This window comes from Vibrio crassostreae (assembly GCF_024347415.1).
Classification (GTDB): domain Bacteria; phylum Pseudomonadota; class Gammaproteobacteria; order Enterobacterales; family Vibrionaceae; genus Vibrio; species Vibrio crassostreae.
In genome coordinates this window covers 914,493-930,615 of the sequence record NZ_AP025477.1, presented here as the reverse complement: position 1 = coordinate 930,615, position 16,123 = coordinate 914,493, and the positions used below count along the sequence as shown (strand labels likewise).

Annotated in this window: 11 protein-coding genes; all 11 read left to right on the top strand. The window is 45.2% G+C overall.

The genetic code is table 11. The features are described 5' to 3' along the window. Positions 1-174: 174 nt before the first annotated feature. On the top strand, positions 175-2,322 hold the full coding sequence (locus OC193_RS19880; RefSeq protein ID WP_048662569.1) for a TonB-dependent siderophore receptor: 2,148 nt from the start codon (positions 175-177) through the stop codon (positions 2,320-2,322). Between the two features lie 81 nt (positions 2,323-2,403). After that, positions 2,404-3,342, top strand: a complete 939-nt coding sequence (locus OC193_RS19875; RefSeq protein WP_048662570.1) for an iron-siderophore ABC transporter substrate-binding protein — start codon at positions 2,404-2,406, stop codon at positions 3,340-3,342. After that, positions 3,342-5,336, top strand: a complete 1,995-nt coding sequence (gene fhuB, locus OC193_RS19870; protein ID WP_048662571.1) for a Fe(3+)-hydroxamate ABC transporter permease FhuB — start codon at positions 3,342-3,344, stop codon at positions 5,334-5,336. Before OC193_RS19875 ends, fhuB begins: the two co-directional genes overlap by 1 nt. Before the next feature lie 222 nt (positions 5,337-5,558). After that, positions 5,559-6,371, top strand: a complete 813-nt coding sequence (locus tag OC193_RS19865; protein WP_048662572.1) for a crotonase/enoyl-CoA hydratase family protein — start codon at positions 5,559-5,561, stop codon at positions 6,369-6,371. Positions 6,372-6,464: 93 nt separating this feature from the next. Continuing rightward, a complete protein-coding gene (locus tag OC193_RS19860; RefSeq protein ID WP_048662573.1) occupies positions 6,465-7,643 on the top strand; it encodes an OmpP1/FadL family transporter in 1,179 nt (392 codons plus the stop codon). After that, positions 7,643-8,332 carry a hypothetical protein gene (locus tag OC193_RS19855; RefSeq protein ID WP_048659997.1) on the top strand — a complete coding sequence of 230 codons (690 nt, stop codon included), beginning with the start codon at positions 7,643-7,645 and terminating at the stop codon, positions 8,330-8,332. The genes OC193_RS19860 and OC193_RS19855 overlap by 1 nt, the downstream gene beginning before the upstream one ends. A gap of 241 nt (positions 8,333-8,573) precedes the next feature. After that, positions 8,574-9,686: an NADH:flavin oxidoreductase gene (locus OC193_RS19850; RefSeq protein ID WP_048659999.1), complete on the top strand. Its 1,113-nt coding sequence runs from the start codon at positions 8,574-8,576 to the stop codon at positions 9,684-9,686. Positions 9,687-10,106: 420 nt separating this feature from the next. Next, positions 10,107-10,742 (top strand): CatB-related O-acetyltransferase, encoded by a 636-nt coding sequence (locus OC193_RS19845; RefSeq protein WP_048662574.1) that lies wholly within the window; start codon positions 10,107-10,109, stop codon positions 10,740-10,742. 139 nt (positions 10,743-10,881) lie between these two features. Continuing rightward, positions 10,882-12,528: an ABC transporter transmembrane domain-containing protein gene (locus OC193_RS19840; RefSeq protein WP_048662575.1), complete on the top strand. Its 1,647-nt coding sequence runs from the start codon at positions 10,882-10,884 to the stop codon at positions 12,526-12,528. Further along, entirely contained in the window at positions 12,525-14,711 is a 2,187-nt protein-coding gene (locus OC193_RS19835; protein ID WP_048662576.1) for an ABC transporter transmembrane domain-containing protein, read from the top strand. Before OC193_RS19840 ends, OC193_RS19835 begins: the two co-directional genes overlap by 4 nt. After that, positions 14,704-16,017 carry an HlyD family type I secretion periplasmic adaptor subunit gene (locus tag OC193_RS19830; protein ID WP_048662577.1) on the top strand — a complete coding sequence of 438 codons (1,314 nt, stop codon included), beginning with the start codon at positions 14,704-14,706 and terminating at the stop codon, positions 16,015-16,017. The genes OC193_RS19835 and OC193_RS19830 overlap by 8 nt, the downstream gene beginning before the upstream one ends. Positions 16,018-16,123 lie beyond the last annotated feature (106 nt).

Below are 16,123 nucleotides of genomic sequence, written 5' to 3'. Positions count from 1 at the left end.
CTTGCTACTGATAAGGTAAATTGTGCTTTTAATCAGCAATTGACCTGATTCCATTGAAAATAGGCCAAGTTCTTTGTGAGTTTGCACCAAATTGTTAATTATCCCATTCATAGATACATACAATGCAAATGAGATTTATTATTATTTATATTAAGCATTGGCACCGAGGGAATCATGACCACTCACACTCGTTTTAAGTATTCATCACTAGCAGTGGCGTTGCTCACTGCATTTTCAGCGCAAGCCTTGGCGGAAGAGACAGCTACAGCAGCAGATTCGAATGTAGAAACTGTTACGATTATGGGTAAAGCCTATCGTAATACCGCGACTAAGTCGGCACTTGAGCCAGAAGAAACGCCTCAAGGTATTACCGTTATTGATGAAGAACAGTTAGAGCAACGAGGTGTGAAGTCCCTCAACCAAGCGCTTAGATACGCGCCGGGTGTTGTAACCGAGCAGAAGGGCGCATCAGTAACGATGTACGATACGTTCTCGATTCGTGGCTTTAGTAATAACCAAAGCTACTACGATGGTTTGGTACTTCCGTTCCTTACTGGTTGGAACTTACAACCTCAAATAGACCCTATTGCGATTCAGCAAGTTGAAGTGTTTAAAGGCCCTACGTCTGTGTTGTATGGAGCTATGCCACCGGGTGGTATGGTCAACATGATTGCAAAGACGCCGCAAGAAGACGGGGCCACAAAAGTAGGAGTATCTACTGGCTCAAGAAATCTTATGGAAGCGTCAATTGATACAACAGGTCAATTGGGGGACAGTGGCTTTTCTTACCGCTTGGTAGCACTCGCTCGTAAACAAGACAGCCAAGTCGATCACGCCGAAGAAGAGCGCTATGTGATTGCTCCTTCACTAGATTGGCAGGTCTCTGATAGAACACTTATTAACTTCAACCTTTACTATCAAAATGATCCGTCAATGGGTACTAACTCCGCAATGCCGCTTGAAGTGCTGAAGGCAAGTGATCCATCTGTCTCCATGGGCGACAAGAGCTGGAGTACCTTTGAACGTGAAGTCTTGATGTTAGGCTATAAGATCAATCATCAAATCAACGATAATTGGACTTTTCTTCAGAACGCTCGCTATACCGATGCATCTCTGTACCAGGAGAATACTTACCACACCGCGACTAATTTCAATTCTGCGACAGGCAGTTTAATTCGAAATGCTTACAGTACGGATGAGGATTCACAGAGCTTTATTCTCGATAACCAAGTTTCAGGTCGCCTAGAAATTAGTGGCTTAGAACATAATTTACTATTCGGTGTCGACTACCTAAAGCTAGCAGGTGATTCTCTGTACAAAGAATTCACTGCGAATGCGGGCTTCTATGGGTTTGATGCTTACAACCCGAACAATGACCTTTTGGATAAAAGCCAGCTTCAAGAGAACTACCGTGAATCTCACGACATTACGACCGAGCAGCTAGGATTATATTTCCAAGACCAAGTTCGCTACGACGCATTGGTTCTGCTGGCTGGTGGTCGTTACGACATGTTCAAGGCAAGCGATGATAAAAATAGCTCTTATCCAACTTATGATGGAAAAGAAGAAGCCGATCATAATCAGTTCTCTTACCGTGTAGGTGCTTTGTATGAGTTAGATAATGGTATTTCTCCGTTTGTAAGCTACGCGACGAGCTTTGAGCCGGCGGCAGGTACTGATATTAATGGTAACTCTTTAAAACCTCAGCTAGGTGAACAGGTCGAGTTGGGTATCAAATACCTGTCTCCAGATATGTCGCAACAAGTTACGGCTTCTTACTTCCATATAACTAAGAAAGACTCAATTGCAGCAGAACCATCAGATCCGACATATCGTTCTAAGATCCAATTAGGTGAAGTACGCTCTCAAGGTGTGGAAGTCGAAGGCCGATGGTTTGTAACGGAAGATTGGGATGTGAACGCGAGCTATACATACGTCGATATGGAAGTAACGGAAGATGCAAACCCTGACCTTGAAGGAACGACACCAATCTACGTACCGACACACGCTGCGAATTTGTGGAGTAATTACTATGTGTACGGTGGTGCTTTGGCAGGTACGCGTTGGAGTGCTGGCGCTCGTTACATGGGTGAGATGGAAATGGATGCGACAAACACTCAAGGCAAAGTGCCGTCTTACACGGTTGTCGATTTATCTCTGGGTTACGACTTAGGTGAGGTAAGCGACACACTATCTGGTGCAACGGCTAATTTGATGGTTAACAACCTGTTTAATGAAGAGTACTACACCTGTTACGACCAATCGAACTGTTGGTTTGGCGCAGAGCAGTCTGTAGAGCTAAGCGTGAACTACCAGTTCTAATTCATTTGAATACATAAATCTAAGCAGCTTGTGGGGCTGCTTTTGTCGTTAAATAAACACTTAAAAAGTGACAGTGATTATATGAAAGCCAATTATTTTACTTCTCGTTTTCCTAAAGTGAGTTCGTTCTTTGTCTCATTGAGCTTGTTGTTGTCAGCTCAAGCGTGGGCCAACTTTCAAGTAGAAGACAGCGAGGGGATTAAAACCCTTGAAGCTCAACCTGTTAGAGTGGCTGCGCTTAACTGGGATATTGCAGAGCAAGTGGTCGAATTAGGCGTAACGCCAGTCGCGGTGCCAGATATTGCAGGATACACCGATTGGGTTGTTCAACCTGTCATTCCAGAAGGTGTGGCGGATATTGGTACTCGAACTGAACCTAACTTTTCTGCACTTAAGAAGCTAAACCCTGATGTGATTCTTATCGCTTCACCTCAGAAAGATCTTCAGGAGCGACTTTCAGAAATCGCGCCCGTGCTTTACTACCAAACGTACAGTGAACAGCATAGCAATGCGGCGGCGGCTATCGATAACTTCAAGAAGATAGGCCAATTGCTTGGTAAAGAAGAGCAAGCGAACGACAAACTGGCTGCGATGGACGAACGTCTTGAGGTTTTAAAAGCTGAACTAGATAAAGCGTATCCGGGCGACAAGCCGAAAGTGACCTCTTTCCGTTTTGCCAGTACGACTTCGGTTTACATATACGGTGATAACTCGATTCCGCAATATGCGCTTGAGCAGCTAGGCTTTGAAAATGCGATGGATCTTCCTGCGAGTCAGTGGGGCATCAGTCAAAAGCGTATGACCGAGCTTAAGAATGTTAAGGGTGGTATTGCGCTTTACTTCGAACCTTTCCCATATCAAGACAAGTTAGATCGTTCTCCGGTTTGGAAGAGCATGCCTTTCGTTCGTAATGGTCAATTTAGCCCTGTAGCAGCAAGTTGGAGCTACGGCGGTGCTATGTCGATTTTGTATAACGCAGAAGCGATGGCGCAATCGTTGTTGACGTTAGCGGAGCAGTAATGAAATCCAGTGGTTTGATGATGGGGGCGGTGTTATTTATCGCCGCCCTTATTCATTTATGGTTAGGCCAGTCTGAATTTGGCCCTATCGGTGAGTTGTTTCAGCAAGTCTCACAGATCAGTGACATCGTTACATTCAATAAAATGGTCGACGATTCATTCGAGTTGATGGCATTAATTTATGTCAACTTACCTCGTTTAGTGATGGCGATTTTGGTTGGTGGAACACTTGGCACTATCGGTAGTTTGTTCCAACAGTTAACGCAGAACCGCATGATGTCTCCACTTACACTCGGTACATCATCAGGGGCGTGGCTTGGTCTGGTCATTCTGAACGTGGTCGCGCCAATGTTGGTTGCTCAATATTCGGTTTGGTTTGCGCTGATAGGCGCGCTGCTTGCTATGGGTCTGATTGTCTCCATTGTTGGCATTAAAAATATGAGCGGTTTACCGATTGTTTTGGCGGGTATGGCAGTTAACTTGCTGTTAGGCGCATTCGCAACTGCGATTATTTTGCTTAATGACCAATATGCGCAAAACTTGTTTGTTTGGGGAGCGGGTGATCTCGGGCAGAACGGTTGGGAACAAGTGCTTTGGCTGATGCCTAAGTTACTGCCAATCTTTGCTATTTTCCTGTTGGCTCCAAGAGTTCTGACTCTGCTTTCGATTGGTACGGAAGGGGCTGCTGCACGTGGTCTTAACATCGGCACGACCTTCTTTGTACTAATGGCAATTGGCGTTTGGCTAGTTTCCGTGTCGATTACCTCGGTGGGTGTGATCAGCTTTATTGGTTTGATTGCGCCAAATATCGCGAGACATTTGGGCTTTTTAAAGGCGAAATCTGAACTCATTGCAAGCTGCGTGTTAGGTGCACTGTTGCTTTGTGTGACCGACAGCTTGGCAATCTTCTTGGCGCAATGGTCTTTGGATATGATTCCAACAGGAACGGCAACCGCGGTGATTGGTGCTCCAGCTTTGATCATTATTGCTCGTAAGCAGATGTCAGCCCAAGATCAGCTATTCTTCTCTATGCCTAAAGGGCAAAAGTCTATTTCACCTTTGGCTTATTTCTTGTTGGGCGGAATGATCTTCGGGTTACTGGCATTAAGCACATTGTTACAACCTTCTGCAGATATGGGTTACTTCATTATCCCGGATGCGTTTGAATGGTCTATTCGTTGGCCTAGAATGTTAACTGCAATATTTTCTGGTGGCGGTTTGGCAGTGGCAGGTGTGATTTTACAAAGGCTCGTTTACAACCCACTTGCAAGCCCGGATATTCTTGGTGTATCGGCAGGTGCGGTGTTAGCACTGATTTTCAGTAGCTTGTTTATGGGATACTCAATTCACTCATTAAGCCCTTGGGTTGCGTTTTTGGGCAGTGCGATTGCACTTTGTTTGTTGCTGTTCCTTGGTAAAAAGCATCAGTTTGCTCCGTCTATCCTAATTCTGACCGGTATCTCGCTGACCGCAGTGTTGGAAGCTTTAGTACAATTTTCCTTAACACGAGTCGGTGAGGGGAAATACACCTTATTGGCTTGGTTAGCTGGCTCTACGTATCGTGTTGAACCTGATGCTGCAACGATCATGGCTATCGTGATCACCGTTTGTATTGGTGTTGCTTTACTGTTGAGTCGTTGGGTGACGTTAATTGCAACTGGCCGTCAGTTTGCGAGTGCTAGAGGGCTGAACACCAACATCGCTTACGTGGCTCTGTTGTGTATTGTCGCGGTGTTATGTTCGATGGTCACAACCACTATGGGGCCGGTCGCCTTTGTTGGTCTATTGGCTCCACATATCGCGGCGATGGTTGGTGCTCGCTTGGTTCGTGAACAGATCATCTTATCGTTTTTGATTGGTGCGGCATTGATGTTATTTGCTGATTGGTTAGGGCAAGTGGTGGTGTTCCCTGCGCAACTTGCGGCAGGTACGTTAGTTTCCATTATTGGTGGCAGTTATTTCATTTTCTTGTTACTGAAATCTCGAACAACATAGCTTATGCTCATGACCTAAAGCCATTGCTAATCAAAGCTATTGGCAACCAAAGCTACGAATAAAAAGCAGTGAATGGAGCGATCCATCACTGCTTTTTTGTTGATGTCGTTTATGTAAGGGAGAATCGTTAAGCAACACAGCTCTCGCTTCTTAATGTGCAAGTTTGGCATATGTTAATAAAGTGTATAATCTAAAGGTCTGACCACTGATAAGGTAGCCACCATGCCAAACCTCGATCGTATTACTTGTTCTATCGATGAAAACCAAATTGCGACGGTTGTGTTGAATCGACCCGATAAGCTCAATGCTATTGATATGGCAATGTTCCAAGGCGTGAATAACATGGTGACTCAGCTGAAAAAGAACACTGAGATTCGTGCTGTAATAGTGAAGGGCGAGGGGCCTGATTTTTGTTCAGGGCTTGATGTTAAGTCCCTTTTAACCAGTAAATCTGGGGCGATGAAGCTGTTGTTTAAATGGTTACCGACATTGCCTAATGCTGCACAACGTTTTTCATTGGGTTGGCGAGATATTCCATGCCCTGTCATTTTTGCGATTCATGGTCGTTGTTGGGGAGGCGGTCTGCAATTGGTCAGTGGCGGTGACTTTAGAATTGCTAGCCCTGATGCGAACTTCTCGATATTGGAAGCAAAGTGGGGTTTGATTCCAGACATGGGAGGCGCTATCGCATTTAGAGAGCTGATGCGTAAAGATCACACCCTAGAAATGGCGATGACGGCCAAAGTGATCGACTGTGAAACCGCGAAAGAATATGGACTGGTGACCAAGGTTGCCGAAGACCCTTACGCTGAAGCCTATGCTTTGGCACTTGAGTGCGCGAATCGGTCGCCAGATGTTGTCGCTGCTAATAAGAAACTCTACAACAAAACTTGGTGGTCAAGCCCCGGAATGGCTGTGTTCTACGAGACTTGGTATCAGATAAAGGTCGCTTTGGGTAAGAACCGAGCGATTGCTGCTCAACGTGAAATTCATCGAGATAACCCACGACCATACGTCGCCAGAAAGTTTAAATAGCGTTTGTACAGGAATAATGGATATTCCTTTTGTTTATGAGGCTTTGCGGTAACCTTAGAACAATTTAATGTCTAAGGCTAAATGAGCAATCTGATGAACAAAACTTTTATTTACTCTATAGCTGCCACCGCAATTTTTACGAGCTTAAATGCTTTCGCAAGTGGCCTGTTTTTGCAAGAAGCTGTCGTTGCCAATGCTGGTACTACTGGTGCTGGTGACGGTGTTTATACTCGCTCTGCTGCTGCGATGTGGACTAACCCTGCCACTATGTCTTACATGGGCGAAAGCAAAACGACTATCAACACCATGGCGTTTGATCTTGAGATGAAATATCAAGACAACGATGGTAATCCAGACGGCAAAGCTCATTCAGTGATGCCTTCATTTGGTGCCTTCCATGCTCACCAAGTCACAGACAAATTACACCTTGGTATTGCGCTGGGTGCTGTTGGTGGTTCAAGCCTTGATTACGGCAGTGATTGGGCGGGTGCTGCACTTCTAGAAGACATTACCCTGACCGCAATGCAAGTGACCCCATCACTGAGTTATAAGCTGAATGATCAGTGGTCAGTGGGTGCTGGCGTTCAATTGAGTTGGGCTGCATTCGAGCAGTCGACTTCTGGGTTTACAGCTAAGCAAGATACTGATTGGGCTTACGGGTATAACCTAGGTGTAATGTACACGCCTACAGATAAACTCAAGTTAGGTGCCAGTTATCGCTCTAAGCTAGAACACGAGTTTAATAACGAAGTGAAAGGTTTAGGTAATGTTGCTAACTCTTTGTCTACAGATATTGCTCTTCCTGAAATCATTGACTTCAGTGCAAGTTATGCATTGAATTCTCAACTTGATCTCTTGGCAAGCGTTCAATTCCACCGCTGGAGTGCTTGGGACGAAACGGTATTAGATTTCGGAGCAACTGACTTAGGCGGCGTTCCAATCGAACGTGATTGGGATGATGTATGGAAGTTTGCAGTAGGTGCGGATTACCAACTTAACTCTGATTGGCGCTTAAAAGCAGGCTTCTCTTACGAAACGTCACCACAAGACGATCCTTCAATGCAATGGGTTGACCTTCCAGTGGGCGAGCAATACCGCTACTCGGTAGGAGCATCTACCTATTGGGATGATATCTTAATTGACGTTTTCTATGAATACGCAGATTTAGGTTCAGTTGATATGAACCGAAACTTGGCAGGTTCACAAGTGAACTTGTTGAATGGTTCTTTCGATGGCCGCATTCACTTTGTTGGCGTTAGCGCGACATTCTAATGACATTACGTAATTTATTAATTGTTACTTCGGTAATACTGGGTTCAACGGATGCTTTGGCTGAAGAGAAGCATCCTGATGATCCGACTAAAATCGTAACCAAAGCGGGCGTTGCTTATAACGAAGAACTTAAGTTCTCGGGCTCGATCGGGCTTGATGAAGCGCGAATGATCAATGCTCGTGTCAATGCTGATGGCGAAGAGTGGCGAGTGGGTGGTTCATGGCTATTGCCTTTGGGCATCGTCAATTTCAACTTTAGCCGCTCTGAATACGACAACGATGCTTATAAGAATAACTACAGTATCGGGACGTTTATACCACTGAGTTATTTCGACATTGAGCCGTTCGGATGGCAAATCTTCCCTATGGCTGGTTACAGTTATAATGATGGCGAAGTGGCCGTGTTCGATGATGATAATGTTGGTTCTGACTATGTATTGATGCCGAGTTCAACACACGGTGGCTACATTGGGGCGTTTGGCTTAAAAACGATCACTGATGAGTGGTCACTGATTGGTTTTGGCGGTGGCTCTATGGGCTCTGATGACTATTCGGGTTATTGGGCGGGCGTTGGCGCTAGCTATAAGCTGAGTGATGCCCAGTCATTCAACTTCTTCACTATCTTTGCTGAGGATGATTTCGGTGAAAATAACAGTGTTGGCGCATCTTATACCTACGAGTTTAAATAGCTTTTCTGCGTATTGTCTTAAATAGTTAGAACTGAGAGTAGGCTTACCGATTGGGTGAGCCTATTCTTAGAATCTATCCTAATCCTATCTTTGTGAGCAATAGTTGCCTGTTTCTTATATGAGAGTGCCGCTCTCTTAATCTAGATTAAGTTTTGCCTGCCATATTCTCTGTAGTATCCGCCAGAATCAGTGCCCATGCGTAATGGGTAACTCGCTTAACACGATTTTGAGAGGAAGACACTTGAGCACATTGTTTACAGAAACCCACATTGGCAAGATGACACTAAAGAACCGTTTCATGAGAAGCGCGACGTGGGAAAATATGGCCACCGAAGATGGTCATATGACAGATAAACTTTACGCTATCTATGAAGAGTTGGCTCAAGGTGAAGTCGGCTTGATCGTGACGGGTTACGCGAACATCGTTGAAGAAGAAAAGCCGAATGCGGGCATGATGGGGATGTATAACGATTCATTCATTGAAGAGTATCAGAAGCTGACTCAACTTGTGCACGACAACGACTCTAAAATCGTGATGCAATTGGCTTATGGTGGCACGAAAACCACGTATAACCTTGGCGAGCGAGTGATCTATGCACCGAGTGAAGTTCCAGAAAAAGGGACACAGACACTGGGTAAAGCAATGACCAAAGAGGATATTGATTACATCGTTGATGCCTTTGCCAAAGCGTCACTAAGAGCGAAGCAAGCGGGTTTTGATGGTGTTGAGGTTCATGCTGCTCATACCTATCTGATTAACCAGTTCTTAAGTCCTTATTACAACCAGCGTGAGGACGAATACGGCGGTAGCTTAGAAAATCGCATGAGATTTTTGCTAGAGATCTACACGGCAACGCGCAAGCTAGTTGGCGACGATTTCCCAATCTTGGTTAAGCTGACCGCTTCTGAGTTTTTTGAGGGCGGTGTGACCTTCGATGAAACGCGTTTGGTGTGTAAAAAGCTTGAAGAAGTAGGCGTTGATGGCATTGTCGTTTCTGGCAACATTCATGGTAAAGCCGACACCATGATTGGCGAGTCACACGACGGATTTACTATCCAAGCTGAAGGTTACTTCCATGAATACGGCCACGCAATTAGCCAAGACGTTAACATCCCAGTTATCACGGTTGGCGGCCTGACGGATTTTGATGCTATCGAAGCGATTGCGAACAACACGGGCATTGAGTACTTCGCACTTTCACGACCTCTGCTTTCTGAGCCGCACTTAGTGAAGCGTTGGAAAGAAGGGGATAAAAGTCCTGTTGAATGCGAACGATGCTCTAAGTGTCGCACTAAGCGCGGTAACTTCTGCGTGGTCAACAAAGACAGAAAAGTACAGCTTGCTCGTATGTAGTCGCTGAACCCAGCTCCAAGCGTGAGCCGGAGTTTATAACTGAGTCTAAGTTTGAGCCTGTGTAATCGTGCAGGCTTTTATTTATTTCATATTATATGAAATGAAATTTGAAACCTTATTAATCACATCTTCCTGTCAAATTGGCGCGGTTAAACAGATACACTAAGCCTGTAAATTGTCCAACCAAGTTATCGTAAAAAACTGAGCAAACTTTGAAATTACTTCCTCTCTTAAAGCAACCTCGAATCCACTGACGACTCTTTAGTTTTAGCGACATTGCTATGATTTAAGCGCGATACTCACTATTCATCCCAGCGAACCCTGTGTTTATGGGGCGTTAGTTTGTGCACATTGGATTTGCATCGTCGAACATTTTGATATTTAAACGGATAAAACTAAATAGATCATTCAGAGGTAAAAATGCACAAGAAGCATTGGTCCAAATTCGAGTTGCTACATGAAGTCGTAACCAACCCCAATATTCACGTAAAAGGTCAACACAGTTATTACAGCGATTGCTGGGATAATGGCTTTGAACAGTCAGTAGTGCGCTATTTACATGGCGACGAGATCAGCCGCCAGTGGGAGCCGCGATGGGAGATCGACGAGCTCTATATCGGTGATTATGTCTGCATTGGGGCCGAGGTTGTGATTTTAATGGGCGGTAACCATACACACAGAGTCGATTGGTTTTCACTTTACCCATTTATGGATGTCATTGATGACGCCTACATTGGCAAAGGTGATACTCACATTGAAGATGGGGTGTGGCTAGGCATGCGAGCGATGGTGATGCCCGGCGTTACGATTGGCGAAGGCGCCGTGGTTGCAGCGAATAGCGTTGTGACAAAAGACGTCGCACCCTACAGCATTGTTGGTGGCTCTCCAGCTAAAGTCGTCAAATACCGCTTTGATGAATCCGTCATTGACGAGCTCATTTCATTCAAAATATACGAGTGGCCCTCAGATAAATTTGAAGCACTGAAACCGTATTTATGTAACTCGGATTTCTCAAAGCTAAAGCAGGCGATTGAGGATTATGACAACAGATTGTAGAGCACGAACAGAACGGAAGATTTGTGTAGGAAGATCTGTGTCATATTTATATTGAAAAACACGTTAAATCAGTTCGTTACCTTGCAATAGTCAACATGGTGTACCAATCTTATTTCATAAGCATGGATAAGGATTGTGTATGCCCGCAAGTTCAATGAAAAACAAAGGGGTGGTAGGGAAAGTCCTACTGCCTTCTTTACTCATAAATCTTCTCTCTCTTGCCGTTCCATTAACGGTTTTACAAATTTACGATCGTATTTTACCTAACCAAAGTTACGGTACCGCCACTCTACTATTGGCTGGTGCGACATTGGCCGTCGCGATGGAAGCATTGATTCGATTCGTGCGTACTTGGCTTTTGTCTGCGGCAGCCAGTAATACCGAGAAAGCGACCTACCAAACCTTAGTTGAAAGAGTGACTAATGCTTCATCCGGTCATATTCGCCACCTAGGAGTTGGGGGCGTGGAAGAAGGGTTAGGCTCCGTATCAAAAGTCAAAGACTGGTATTCTGGTGGGGTAATAGCTGGCTTTATCGACTTACCTTTTGCACTGATCTTCTTGGGGTTGGTGGCTTACATTGGCGGTGAGCTGGTGGCGATACCTTTGGCAGTTTGGCTTATTACTCTCGGAATCGTTTGGTTATCTTCTATTCGCGTTAAAAGCCTAAGTGAAGAAGCTTCCCGAGATGATCAGGATCGAAAAGCGTTCTTAATTTTGCAAAGCCAAACCATTCAGGGAATCAAACGTCAGGCCGTTGAGTCTCGAATCTTCAATCAGTTCAAATCCCTCAATAATGTTCGCTCTCAGTCTAAAGCGAGAGAAGAAGAACAGAACGCCTTCGCCCAAGAATGTATTCAGCTTGCTGCATTAGCGACGTCAGTTTTACTGGTGATTACGGGGAGCTTGTGGGTGTTGGATGGTCAGTTAACCACAGGTGGGTTGGCGGCATGTTCTATCTTATCGGGCAGAGCGGTTGCGCCTTTGAGTGCACTGGTTGGGGTTCGAATCAAGCTTAATTCAATACACAGTGCCAATCAGGCAATAGAAAAATTGAATGACTTGTCACTATCTGAGTTTTCAGATTCTGAGCAACCTGAGACCCCTTTATCTGACTTTGAGACGCTGGAAATTAAGCAAGCGACCGCTGAAAGATACGGTGAACTCTCTCATGCAGATGTCACACTGAATAAAGGTGAGTTGGTATTGTTAGAGAGTGAGGATCGCCACACCAACAGTCATTTATTGTCGTCGATTGCAGGTATTGATGATCTAAATGCGGGTGAGTGCTTCATTAATGGCGAAGCCGTTTCTATGGCATCAGTAAACAATATTGCTGCCTACTGTGGCGTGAAAGGGCAATTGGTGTCGGGGACTATTCTCGACAACTTATGTGGCTTTGATCCCGAGAGAACACAAAGCGCCAATGACTATGCTAAACGCTTGGGCTTAACCAAAGAAATTACTCGGTTACCCGATGGACTAGAGACACAAATTGGCCATACGAGTGCGTCTCTGCTGAGTATGGGTAACGTGAAAATGCTCAATATCGCGACTCAACTGGCAAGTGATAAACCCATTATCATGCTAGAAAGGCCAGATTCCTCGCTTGATTTAGATGCCCTTGGAAACCTAGCTAAGGTGTTGGAAGAAGAAGTGACGGCAGGACGCACGATACTGATGGTGAGCTATCATTCTAAACTTCGCGAATTGGCTAATCGAATCATTACAGTGGAAAGTCGAACTATTGCGGTCGACAGCGAGAACAACCAGGAGGCTATTGTATGAATCGTTTAGATGCTAGCAACCGTGCAGATACGAATGGTCGAAAAGAGGTGATGAACCATTTAGAAACCGAGAGTCTTTCCGTCCTCAAGCAGTTGGAAGTGAATGCGAATATCCAATTGTTCGCACATCAATGGGTCGATGAGAATGGCATTGAATCAATAGACGATATGTTTGCCTTGTTCGACAGGCTTGCATTGCCCTATCGCTTGGTTGCCAACCTAGATGAAGTTGGTGAACACAAATTAGTATTACTGGTGCTTGGCGAACATGAGTTGGTCTCTGGTCATTTGGAATCCAAACAATTTGTCTCTTTTAACGCCAATGACGATATCACCGATGTCCCGCAGTTTTGCATCGTTATCGAAGGTCCACCATTAGAGAAGGCATCTCCTGATTGGGTTGGCGAAAGGTTACATGCGTTTCGTCCCATCATTCCTAAATTGTTGTTGGTCAGTTTTATCACCAACTTGTTTGCACTTGCCGTCCCCTTCATCACGATGTCTATTTATGACCATGTGATTGGCGGTGACGCAGGACACGAACTGCAAGGAATCGCCATTGGCGCAGCCTTGTTGTTTGTGATGATGGGCTGGTTAAGAACATTGCGCAGCCGAGTGTTTGCCTCTGTGTCTAACCGAGTCAGCCGCGAGATCTCTCAATCTCTTGTGCAACGACTACTAAGAAATAGCTATGCTCAAAACCAGCAAACAGCTTCGTCTAGTCAACAAAACCAAGTGATGTTATCTGAGCGTATTTCTGGTGTGTTATCAGGACCACTCGGTAATGCGTTGTTTGATTTGCCTTTCATTGCCATTTTTGTTCTTGCGATAGGTGTGCTAGGTGGCTGGCTGGTATTGGTTCCAATTGTCTCTTTGGTTCTGTATTACCTGTTAGCTAAGCGTTCGATACGTTCGAGTAGTAAACGCTCAATGCAATCGACGGTAGCGGGCACGAATCGTCAAAATATGACTAATGAGTTGTCATCCAAGCTTGCCTTTATTCGTAGTGCTGGGTTTTCAGAGCACTGGATCCAACGTTTCCAAAAGGCCAATCTGCTTGCCTCTACGGTGACGTTTAATCAATCGGTTCTGCAAAGTCGATACACCTCTATTTATTACTTTATCGGAGTGGGCTCAACATTGGCTGTCATGGGCTTAGGTATTGGACTTATTTTCGAACAAGTGATGACCCCTGGTGGCTTGATTGCTTCAATGATGTTGATTTCCAAAGTAACTGGGCCTGCGCAGGTGTTGGCGAACAGCGCGATGCGCTTTAATAGCTTTAATCAATCTAAGCTGCAGGTAAATCGTATTCTGTCTCAGCCGTCTGAACGTGAATTCAGTTACCAACATCATCCATTGCCAACGGTTGCTCCGAACTTGAAGTTAGATCAAGTGACTCTCCGTTACCCTAAACAGAGTCGCCCTGCATTGAATGGGGTAAGTTTTGATGTTGAAGCTGGTGATATTGTGGCGATTACAGGCCCTTCAGGTAGTGGTAAATCGACATTAATTGAAGTGTTGTCTGGTTTACAGCCTATCCAAAACGGTATGGTCGAGCTTGAAGGCGTTAACCTCGTTCAATACGACCCACAGCTCTATCGTCACTGGTGTTTCATTCGCGCCGCTTACCCCGACTTACTTACATTGAGTATTCGCGAGTGGTTGAGCGATGGGCATAAAGTTGAAGAGCAGAAAATGATATCAGCCATTGATATGGTTGGCGGCAAGCGATGGTTCTCCACGTTACCAGATGGGTTGGATACCTCTATCAGCAGCATCCAACCGGATAGCCTGTTTGACATGTTGTCAGGCACTGTCGCTCAGATCCTTATTGACGCGAAAGCACTGGTTTATGACTACCCAATGTTCTTAATGGATAACCCTGTGCCTGATGCTCACCCAAATGCTAAACGTATATTCGGTGAGTTTGTGCAGTTGAAAAAAGGAAAAGCAACGTTGATCTACACGTCTCACGATCCGGATTTAATCAAACTTGCCGACAAAGTCGTGGTGTTAAATGAGGGGGCTGTTGTTTATGCCGGTCCTTTAGAGGCGGAGCAGCCTTTGGATCAGGAACAGCATTCAGAGCCGCAAGCTTCCCAAGAACAAGACCCGTCTGCTCAGCAAGATGCAGCCCAACAAGAACAATCAGAGTCTAAGCAAGGAGTCGCTAATGGCTAAACAATCTATCGAGAAGGGCAAGCGCTACGGTGAACTTGTTGAATCACAAAATACGGCTCGTACATTGGCATTGGCGACATGGTCAGTTGCTTTGTGTGTTGTCGCTTTTGCCACTTGGTCTGTCGTCACTCAAGTGGATGAAATTGCAAAAGCTAAAGGCGCTGTGATTCCTGAAGGCGAAAAACAGGTACTACAAAGCGCGATTGGCGGTAAATTAAAGCAAATTCTCGTTAAAGAAGGTCAGTTGGTTGAGAAAGGTCAGCCACTTGTTGAGTTTGATGCCACTTTCCAACGTACCGCTCTTGAAGAATTGAAGTCTCAACAAGTGACGCTTCTAGCCAGTGTGGAACGTATGAATGCGCTGCTTGAGCAACGCGAGCCTAGCCTTGCTGAGTTCGAGGTCGATTATCCTGAGATTGTTAGCCAACAAAAAGCGCAACTGAACGCGCAGAAAGCCCTCTACTTCCAAAAACGTGTGGTGCTTGAGAAAGAGAGCGAGCAAATTGCAGAGCAACTTCGGAGTGTAGAAAAGGCCTTGCCGAGTTATGAGAAAGAGCTAAATGCGACTAAGCAAGAGTTGAATATACTAGAAAAGGGTTATAAATCGGGCAACATTTCACGCTTACGTGTGCTTGAAATGCGACAAAAACTGGCCAGTATCGAACAGAAAATCGAAGAAGCTCGTGGTAAGAAAGCTGTGTTAATCAAGCAAGCAGACAGTACAGAGCAAAAAATTGAACAGCTTTTAGCAGAGGCGAAGGCGAAGGTCAGCGACGATCGTTCTAAAGCCGTATCTGACTTATCAGCATTGAATGCCAGAGTTCGTTCAAGCCAAGCGAAACTGACCAACACTATGTTGGTGTCACCGCTACAAGGCTTGGTGCAAAGCCTGCCAAGCACACAAAACGGTGGTGTTATTCAGCCAGGTGGCATTGTGGTTGAAATCGTTCCTGTTGGTGGGAAAGCTGACTTTAAAGCTCGTTTATCGCCAAGAGATATTGGTTTTGTGAGTGTAGGGCAGCCGACTCGAATCAAGATTGACGCGTTTGATTACAGTCGCTTTGGGGCGCTGAAAGGTGAGGTGGAAAGTATTTCACCAACCACCAGTCAAAGCGAGCGAGGCGAGATTTACTATGAGGTTGTGGTATCGGTTGAAACGCCGTACTTCCGTGATAATCCTGAGAGCTTTTCTATTTTGCCGGGTATGACGGGCGAAGTTGACATTACTACAGGCGAGAAGTCTGTATTCCAATACCTTTGGAAGCCGATCTACACCAACATCAGCGTTGCATTTGGAGAAAGGTAATCGCTATAAAGAGTTGCTGAGAGTAAACGAATAAAAAACAACAAAGAATATAAAGGGAGCACATAATGTGCTCCCTTTTTGGTTTTCATTTTCTTTGTTTTGTATG